Origin of the sequence: Streptomyces sp. AcH 505 (assembly GCF_000818175.1) — a bacterium.
Classification (GTDB): Bacteria; Actinomycetota; Actinomycetes; order Streptomycetales; family Streptomycetaceae; genus Streptomyces.
Genome location: NZ_JTIY01000002.1, coordinates 437,080 through 444,808, shown reverse-complemented (window position 1 = coordinate 444,808; position 7,729 = coordinate 437,080). Strand labels below are relative to the sequence as shown.

9 protein-coding genes are annotated in these 7,729 nt (G+C 71.8%); 1 reads left to right on the top strand and 8 read right to left on the bottom strand.

Annotated elements, in window-relative coordinates:
* From HY68_RS32160 to HY68_RS32130, 7 genes are all read right to left on the bottom strand, one after another.
* The coding region (locus HY68_RS32160) for an ABC transporter permease (protein ID WP_063779732.1) at positions 1 to 806 on the bottom strand (806 nt) is incomplete at its 3' end.
* Positions 807 to 928: 122 nt separating this feature from the next.
* Complete coding sequence (gene modA, locus HY68_RS32155; protein ID WP_041998440.1) at positions 929 to 1,753, bottom strand: molybdate ABC transporter substrate-binding protein; 825 nt, start codon at positions 1,751 to 1,753, stop codon at positions 929 to 931.
* Between the two features lie 125 nt (positions 1,754 to 1,878).
* A complete protein-coding gene (locus HY68_RS32150; protein WP_041998437.1) occupies positions 1,879 to 2,274 on the bottom strand; it encodes a helix-turn-helix transcriptional regulator in 396 nt (131 codons plus the stop codon).
* A 113-nt stretch (positions 2,275 to 2,387) separates the two neighbouring features.
* A complete protein-coding gene (locus HY68_RS32145) occupies positions 2,388 to 3,593 on the bottom strand; it encodes a methyltransferase (protein ID WP_041998435.1) in 1,206 nt (401 codons plus the stop codon).
* A gap of 47 nt (positions 3,594 to 3,640) precedes the next feature.
* A complete protein-coding gene (locus HY68_RS32140; RefSeq protein WP_041998433.1) occupies positions 3,641 to 3,892 on the bottom strand; it encodes a hypothetical protein in 252 nt (83 codons plus the stop codon).
* Between the two features lie 3 nt (positions 3,893 to 3,895).
* Complete coding sequence (locus HY68_RS32135) at positions 3,896 to 4,534, bottom strand: TetR/AcrR family transcriptional regulator (RefSeq protein ID WP_041998430.1); 639 nt, start codon at positions 4,532 to 4,534, stop codon at positions 3,896 to 3,898.
* 118 nt (positions 4,535 to 4,652) lie between these two features.
* Positions 4,653 to 5,351 (bottom strand): TetR family transcriptional regulator, encoded by a 699-nt coding sequence (locus HY68_RS32130; protein ID WP_063779731.1) that lies wholly within the window; start codon positions 5,349 to 5,351, stop codon positions 4,653 to 4,655.
* 91 nt (positions 5,352 to 5,442) lie between these two features.
* Between HY68_RS32130 and HY68_RS32125 the strand changes: the two genes are divergently transcribed.
* Positions 5,443 to 6,303, top strand: coding sequence for an SDR family NAD(P)-dependent oxidoreductase (locus HY68_RS32125; RefSeq protein ID WP_041998427.1), 861 nt, complete (start codon positions 5,443 to 5,445; stop codon positions 6,301 to 6,303).
* Positions 6,304 to 6,406: 103 nt separating this feature from the next.
* On the opposite strand, the gene manD is transcribed toward HY68_RS32125, so the two are convergent.
* Positions 6,407 to 7,645, bottom strand: a complete 1,239-nt coding sequence (manD, locus tag HY68_RS32120; protein WP_041998425.1) for a D-mannonate dehydratase ManD — start codon at positions 7,643 to 7,645, stop codon at positions 6,407 to 6,409.
* Positions 7,646 to 7,729 lie beyond the last annotated feature (84 nt).

Genomic DNA, 7,729 nt, shown 5'->3' with positions numbered 1-7,729 from the left:
CGCTCGGCGCCGCCGCCGGTCCAGCGGCCGCGCAGCGCGATGAGGACGGCCATGGCGATGGCGAGCAGCAGCAGCGAGACGGAGGTCGCCGCTTCCGGTGAGCTCTGCAGCAGCAGATAGACCTGGAGCGGCAGGGTCTGTGTGGTGCCGGGGAGATTGCCGGCGAAGGTGATGGTGGCGCCGAACTCGCCGAGCGCACGCGCCCAGGTCAGTGCGGCGCCGGCGGCCAGCCCCGGCGCGACCATCGGGAGCGTGACGGTCAGGAAGACCCGTAGAGGCGAGGCGCCCAGGGAGGCCGCCGTCTCCTCGTAGGCGGGCCGCAGCCCGGCCAGAGTGCCTTCCAGGCTGATGATGAGGAAGGGCATCGCGACGAAGGTCGCCGCGACCACGGCGCCCGCCGTACTGAACGGCAGCACGATGCCGAAGGTGTTCTCCAGCCACGGCCCGAGCAGCCCTCGGCGGCCGAAGCCGAGCAGCAGCGCGACACCGCCGACGGTGGGCGGCAGCACCATCGGCAGCAGCACCAGCGAGCGGACCAGGGTCTTGCCGGGGAACTCGACCCTCGCCAGCAGCCAGGCCAGCGGTACGCCGAGCAGCAGGGCGAGGCCCAGGGCGCAGAACGAGACCAGCAGCGAGAGCTTCAGCGCCTCGACGGTGTCCGGGCTGCTGAGATGCGCGCCGAGTTCGCTCCACTCGGTCCGGGCGAGGATACCGATCAGCGGCATCAGCAGGAACGCGACGGCGAGCAGCGCGGGCAGCGCCAGCGCCACGGGTGCCCCGGTCCTGCCGGTACGGGTGCGTCTCATCGGCGGCCCCCAGGGCCTCTCGTTCGGATCGGGCCGAATCGGGCCGGATCAGGAAGGGCGCGGTCCGCGCCCCGTGGCTGTCCGGTCCCTCGATCCGGACGGTCCGGGTGCGCGGCGGGGTGTCACGGCTGCTGGAAACCGGCCGCCTGGAGGATCTTCTGGGCCTCGGGGCTGCTGAGCCAGGCGACGAAGGCGGTGGCCGCCGCGCTGTCCTTGGCCGTCTTGAGGGTGGCCGCCGGGTACTGGGCGACGGCGTTCTGCGCGTCGGGGATGCTGACCGCGTCGACCTTGCCGGTCGCGGTCGCCGCGTCCGTCTTGTAGACGATGCCGGCGTCGGCCTCGCCCAGTTCGACCTTGCTCAGCACGGCGCGGACGTCGGCCTCCTGGGAGACCGGCTTCACGTCGATGTGCTGGGCGTCCAGCACCTGCTTGCTGTAGTTGCCGACCGGCACGGCGGGGGCGGCGAGCACGACCTTGAGCTTGGGGTCGGCCAGGTCCTTCAGGTTGTCGATCTTGTCAGGGTTGCCCTTGGCCGTGGCGATGACCAGCCGGTTCTTGGCGATGATCGTGGGGGTCCCGGTGTCCGCCTTGACGCCGTCCATGGTCTTGGTGTCGGCGGTGACGAGCGCGTCGGCGGGCGCGCCCTGCTTGACCTGGGCCGCGAGGTCCTGCGAGCCGGCGAAGGAGAACTTGACCGTGGTGCCCGGGTGTTCCTTCTCGTAGGTGGCACCCGCCGTCTTGAACACGTCGGTGAGCGAGGCGGCGGCCAGCACGGTCAGGCTGACGTTCTTCGGCGCGGCGGAGGACGGCGCCGCCGAGGGCGACGCGGAGGCACCCGCGTCACCCTTCGCGTTGTCGTCGCTGTCACCGCAGGCGGCGAGCGGCAGCAGGAGCGCCGCGGTCACGATCGCGGTGGCGGCGCGGCGGCGGGTGAGGAAGGAAGACATGAGGGTGGGTACTCCTTGACGGGGCGCGCGCCGGGGACGGGCGCTCGGGCGGACAGGACCAGGAGCGCCGGGGACGGCGACGCCACGGGTGGTGGTGCCTGGGGTCTTCACGCGGAAGACCCCGTTCAGGTGCGGTCGATGTGCACGCTGGTGGACTTCACACGCGCGGTTGCCTGCATTCCTACCTCCAGGCCGAGTTCCTCCACGGCTTCCCTGGTGAGCAGGGAGACCAGCCGGTGCGGCCCTGCCTGGATCTCCACCTGGGCGGCGACGTCACCGAGTTTGACGGCGGTGACGATGCCGGGGAACGCGTTGCGCGCCGAGGTGTACGAGACGTCCTCCTCGCCCGCGCCTTGCTGGGCGACCTCGACGGAGAACGCGGCGAGATCACGGCCGTCGATGAGCCGCCGGCCGCCTTCGTCGCGGTGCGTCTCGACGCGGCCGGCGTCGGCCCAGCGGCGCGCGGTGTCGGGACTCACCCCGAGCAGGCGGGCCGCCTGGCCGATTGTGTAGGACTGCATGTGCGACAAGATATGCCGTTTTCGCTGGCATCTACAATTCTTCGGAGGAATCTCCGCCGCAGCTGCGAGACCGGCTGGAGAAACGTCCAAGAGCCGTCAACGACGCGCGCGGATCAGTTCTTGACGGTCCGCAGGACGACGAATTTGGGGTCGCTGGTGACGACCTCGCAGTTACCGAAGAGCCGCCGGAGCTTCGCGTGGTAGCCGAGGTGCCGGTTGCCGACGACCCACAGTTCGCCGCCGGGCCGCAGGGCCGCCTTGGCGCCGGTGAACATCCGCCAGGCCGCCGCGTCGGTGGTCGCCTGGTGGCTGTGGAACGGCGGGTTGTTGAGTACGAGTTCGACCGTGCCCGCCGGTACGCCTGCCATGCCGTCGCCGAGCACGAAGGCGGCGGGCGCCGCCGGGGTGCCCGCGGCGTCGGTCCGGGTGTTCTCGCGGAAGGTGGCCTCGGCGGAGGCGACGGCGGAGAACGACTCGTCGATGAAGGTCACCCTGGCCTCGGGGTTGGCCAGGGCCACCGCCGTACCGACCACGCCGTTGCCGCAGCCGAGGTCGACGACATGCTCGGGTCCCGTCCGCCGGGGCAGGTTGCGCAGGAAGAAGCGCGTGCCGATGTCGAGCCGTTCGGCGCAGAAGATGCCGGCGTGGTTGACGACGGTACGGCCGGACACCGCGCCGAGTCCTTCGGGCAGCGCGTACCGGTGCGGCCAGGGGGAGGCGGTGCGCGGCCGGTCGGCGGCGGGTGAGCAGAAGACGAGGCGCGCCTTGCGCACGGCGAGCGACGTCCTGGTCGGGCCGAGGATCTGCTCGAAGAGTTTGAGGGTGGAGGTGTGGATCTCGGTGACGCGTCCGGTGGCGACCACGACGGTGTCCTGGTGGACGGCGGGCGCGAGGCGGTGCAGCTGGTCCTCCAGGAACGCGAGGCTCTTGGGGACCCGGATCAGCAGGACGTCGATCCGCTCGGGCGGGGTGTCGCGGGCCGACAGCAGCCGTACCGCGTCGGCCGCCGCACCGCTGCGGCGCAGATTGGCCCGGGTCGACTGCTGGGTGAGGTACGAGTCGGTGATCTGGACGAGCGGCCCGGCGCTGAGCTGGTCGAGGCGGTGCGCGGCGAGCGCGGTGGTCAGCGCGCCCCACCGGTCACCCACGACGACCACGGTGCCCGACAGATCGGTCGGCACCGTGTCGGTGTCGCCCTCCCCCGCGAGGTGTTCGAGCAGGTACTCGTCGGCCGAGTCCCACGCGCGCAGGGTCTCGCGGGGCTGGTCGGGGAATCGGGTGAGGCCGAACTCGCCCCATGAGGTCGTCAAACGGTTCATTGAGCGCCAGGCTAGCCCCCGTGATCAGCCCACCGGTGCCGGGGTGATCACGATCCGGGCTGCCGCCTCGTGTCGGCGCGGGCTCCGCGGGCCAGGTCGAGCGCGGTCTGGGCCTGCCGGAGGGTGAGCACGGCGGCGAATTCGGTGCGGGCGATCTCCAGCACCACAGCGGCGTCGGCGGGCGGGTGCGGGTGGTCGCGCAGGGCGATGTCGGCGGCGGCCCGCGCCAGCAGGTCGTCGTCGCGGGCCGCCCCGGGCTGGGACATCGTGCGCAGGACCTCGTGCCAGAGTCCGGCCATCGGTCACTCCCCCGTCCGCCGGCGCGCGCCGAGCGTGGCGAGCGCGTGGTGGATCAGTTCGTCGGCCAGCGCTTCCCTGGACAGCGAGGTGTGGTGACGGGCCCAGTGGGCGACGAGTTCGTTGATCGCCCCGATCAGGGCGACCATGGCGAGGGTGTAGTCACGCGCGACGGCCTCGCCGCGCGCGACGGCCCGCTCGGCCTCGCCGGTCAGGAAGTCCGTCCAGAGGCTGCGCCACAGCAGCCGGTGCTCCTCGACCGCTCTGCCGACCCCGATGACCTCGACGAACGCGATCCTGGTGGCTGCGGGGTCGGCCGTGACGGCGGCGACGTAGGCGCGGGCGAGGGCCGCGATCCTGTCGTGGGTGCCGGCCGACTCGACCGCCGGATCGGCGAGCACGCCGAGCGCGGCCGTCAGACCGGCCTGGGCCACCGAGTCGTGCAGGGCGATCAGCAGCGCCTCGCGGCTCTCGAACTCCTCGTAGAAGGCGCGGATGGAGACCCGGGTGGTGGAGCAGAGCCGTTCGATGGAGGTGCCCGCGTAGCCCCGGGTGGTGAACAGCTCGGTCGCGGTCGTCAACAGCCGCTCGCGGCGCCTCGCCCGGCGCTCCGGTACCCCGCCCGCCGGTTCCCGCACGTCCATCCGACCTCCCCGTAACCGCCCCCGTGCAGCCCCTGTACTGCCCGGAAAACGCGCGGAGTTGTCGTCCGGCGTCTTCGGTAAGAGCGCTTATCCGAGGATGCCACGCACCGCGCGGCGGTTACGGGCGATTGTGAAAACAAGCGTCCGTGCCTGACTCGTGTGCGGTGATCAGCCCGAGCGTGGTGACGAGGACGAGCCGGGTCAGCCGGGGGACGAAGTCGACGGCGTCATGGGCCAGTCGGGGGTCCTCGCGGTACAACTGGCCGAGCGTCGGCGGCGGATGCGCGATCTGCCAGAGCGAGCCCGCCAGCGCGGTGACGGCGGCGACGAGATCGAGCGCGTCGCGCTCGTCGAGCGCCGGTACGGCCGTATGGAGCGCCCCGGTCAGCTCGCCGACGGCCGCGAGGGCGGCGAGTTTGAAGCCGCGCACCGACTCGATGGAGACCTCGCGTTCGAGGGTCAGCGGCGCGTGGGCGAGGAGGTCGCAGAACAGCGGGCGCTCGGCGAGGGTGCGGGTCAGCACCGCCGCCAGTTCGCGTGCGGTGACACCGTCGGCGGCGAGTCCGGCGCGGACAGCGGCGGACCACTCCTGCCAGCCCTCGGCCGTGAGGCGCAGGAAGATCTCCTCGCGCGACTCGAAGTAGCGCCGGGCGGCGGAGACATGCACGCCCGCGGCGCCGGTGATGTCGGTCAGCGTGACCGCCCGCACCCCTTTGCGCAGCCCCAGCTCCCTGGCCGCTTCGACCAGGGCCGCCGCCCGCTGCTCCTTTGCCGCGGCGCTGCGGGCGCGCCGGACGGCCGGTTTCGGTGTGGCCATGGAGCGAGTTTAACGCAATGGCCTTGCGTTGTGTAACGCAAGGCCATTGCGTTACGTTGGACGGAGCCGACAGGAAGCAAGGGAGCACGCCATGCCAGAGCAGCCCGACCACTCCGAGCAGTCCGAGCAGCAGGTCTGGTTCGTCACCGGCAGTTCACGCGGCCTCGGCCGCGCCGTCGCCGAGGAGGTGCTCGCCGCCGGGCACAAGGTCGCCGCCACGGCCCGGGGCACCGACACGCTCGCCGGTCTCACCGAGAAGTACGGCGACGCGGTCCTCCCGCTCGCCCTCGACGTCACCGACGCCGCCCGTGCCGGGCAGGCCGTTCAGGAGGCGGTCGACCACTTCGGCCGGATCGACGTCGTCGTCAACAACGCGGGCTACGCCAACATGGCCCCCGTCGAGGACATGGCACTCGACGACTTCCGGGCCCAGGTGGAGGCGGTGTTCTTCGGCACCGTCCATGTCACCAAGGCGGCGCTGCCGTTCTTCCGCGCGCAGCACAGCGGGCACTTCATCCAGGTCACCTCGCACGGCGGCCGCACCACGGCGCCGGGCCTCGGCGCCTACCAGGCGGCGAAGTTCGCCGTCGAGGGCTTCTCCGGGGTGCTCCACCAGGAGGTCGCCCCCCTCGGCATCAAGGTCACCCTGATCGAGCCGGGCGGTATCCGCACCGACTGGGCGGGCTCCTCGATGCGCACACCGCCGCTGCGCCCCGAGTACGAGCCCACCGTCGGGGCGCTGGTCAAGCGGGTGCGGGAGACCAGCGGCAAGGAGTCCATCGACCCCGCGAAGATCGGCAGGGTGCTGCTGGAGATCACGAAGCTGGACGAGCCGCCGCTGCATCTGCCGATGGGCGGCTACACCGTCGACACCATCAGGGAAGCGATGCGCACGCTCATGGAGGAGGACGCGCGGTGGGCGGAGACCGGCCGCTCGGTCGACTTCGACTGAGCCTCGCGGGCCCGGTGACCCCGTGCCCGACAACCCCGTGCCCGATGACCCGGCACGCGACGGCCCGGTGCCCGGCGGCCAGGGCCGGTCTCCGCCCGGCGGGTCACCAGTCGTGGACCGTACCGTCGGTCAGCCGGTTCACCGGCAGATAGGCCGGCACGTACGGGAAGCGCGCCGCCGCCTCGTCGTCGAGCTCCACCCCGAGGCCGTGCGTGTCGGACGGGTGCAGGAGACCGTCCTCGAAGGTGAACGAGGTCCGGAAGACCTCCAGGGTCCGCTCCGTGTGCGGCATGTACTCCTGGATGCCGAAGTTGTGCACGGCCAGGTCGAGATGGAGGGCAGCGGCCATGCCGACGGGCGAGATGTCGGTGGGTCCGTGGATGCCGGACTTGACGCCGTGCACCGCCGCCAGATCGAGCAGTTTGCGCATCGCCGTGACACCGCCGACATGGGTGACCGCCGACCGCACGTAGTCGATCAGCCGCTCACTGAGCAACGGGCCGTAGTCGTGAAGGGAGTTGAAGACCTCGCCGATCGCGAGCGGGGTGGTGGTGTGCTGCCGTACCAACCGCAGCGCCGTCGGGTCCTCGGCCGGCGTGCAGTCCTCCAGCCAGAACAGGTCGTACGGTTCGAGGTCCTTGCCGAGCCGGGCCGCCTGGATGGGGGTCATCCGGTGGTGGCCGTCGTGGAGCAGCGGCAGTTCGGGGCCGAACTCCTCGCGCACCGCCTCGAAGACACGCGGCATGTGGCGCAGATAGGCCCGGGTGTCCCACTGCTCCTCGGGCGGCCGGGGGTGCGCGTCCTGCGACCTGCGGGCGGGCTCGTAGTCGTAGCGCTGCCCCGGCGCGGCCGGGGACGCCACCCCGTACACCGAGTCGAGCCCGGGGATGCCGGACTGGATCCGGATCGCCCGGTAGCCCTGGGCGAGATGGGCCCGTACGGAGTCCAGGATCTCCGGGACGTCCCGCCCCGAAGCGTGTCCGTAGGCCAGGGCGCCGGTACGTGAGGCACCGCCGAGCAGCTGGTAGAGCGGCATGCCGGCCGCTTTCGCCTTGATGTCCCACAGCGCCATGTCGACGGCGGCGACGGCGGCCATGGTGACCGGCCCGCGCCGCCAGTAGGCGCCCCGGTACAGGTACTGCCAGGTGTCCTCGATCCTGCCCGCGTCACGGCCGACGAGCAGCGGCGCGACATGCTCCCTGAGGTACGCCTCGACGGCCAGCTCCCTGCCGTTGAGGGTGCCGTCACCGAGTCCGGTGACCCCGTCCTCGGTCGTGACGCGCAGGGTGACGAAATTGCGGCCGGGGCTGCTGACGATGACGTCGGCTGCGATGATCTTCATGACGGGCGCGGCTCCTGTCGGTGTGACGTGCGTACCCGAACAGGATGACGCGCCGCCCAGGACCGGCAGCGCGCGGCCCCGGCC

What these genes read in the sequence shown, in the direction of transcription:
- modA (WP_041998440.1), bottom strand. Translation starts at nt 1,753, where the DNA reads ATGTCTTCCTTCCTCACCCGCCGCCGCGCCGCCACCGCGATCGTGACC.
- HY68_RS32150 (WP_041998437.1), bottom strand. Translation starts at nt 2,274, where the DNA reads ATGCAGTCCTACACAATCGGCCAGGCGGCCCGCCTGCTCGGGGTGAGT.
- HY68_RS32145 (WP_041998435.1), bottom strand. Translation starts at nt 3,593, where the DNA reads ATGAACCGTTTGACGACCTCATGGGGCGAGTTCGGCCTCACCCGATTC.
- HY68_RS32140 (WP_041998433.1), bottom strand. Translation starts at nt 3,892, where the DNA reads ATGGCCGGACTCTGGCACGAGGTCCTGCGCACGATGTCCCAGCCCGGG.
- HY68_RS32135 (WP_041998430.1), bottom strand. Translation starts at nt 4,534, where the DNA reads ATGGACGTGCGGGAACCGGCGGGCGGGGTACCGGAGCGCCGGGCGAGG.
- HY68_RS32130 (WP_063779731.1), bottom strand. Translation starts at nt 5,351, where the DNA reads ATGGCCACACCGAAACCGGCCGTCCGGCGCGCCCGCAGCGCCGCGGCA.
- HY68_RS32125 (WP_041998427.1), top strand. Translation starts at nt 5,443, where the DNA reads ATGCCAGAGCAGCCCGACCACTCCGAGCAGTCCGAGCAGCAGGTCTGG.
- manD (WP_041998425.1), bottom strand. Translation starts at nt 7,645, where the DNA reads ATGAAGATCATCGCAGCCGACGTCATCGTCAGCAGCCCCGGCCGCAAT.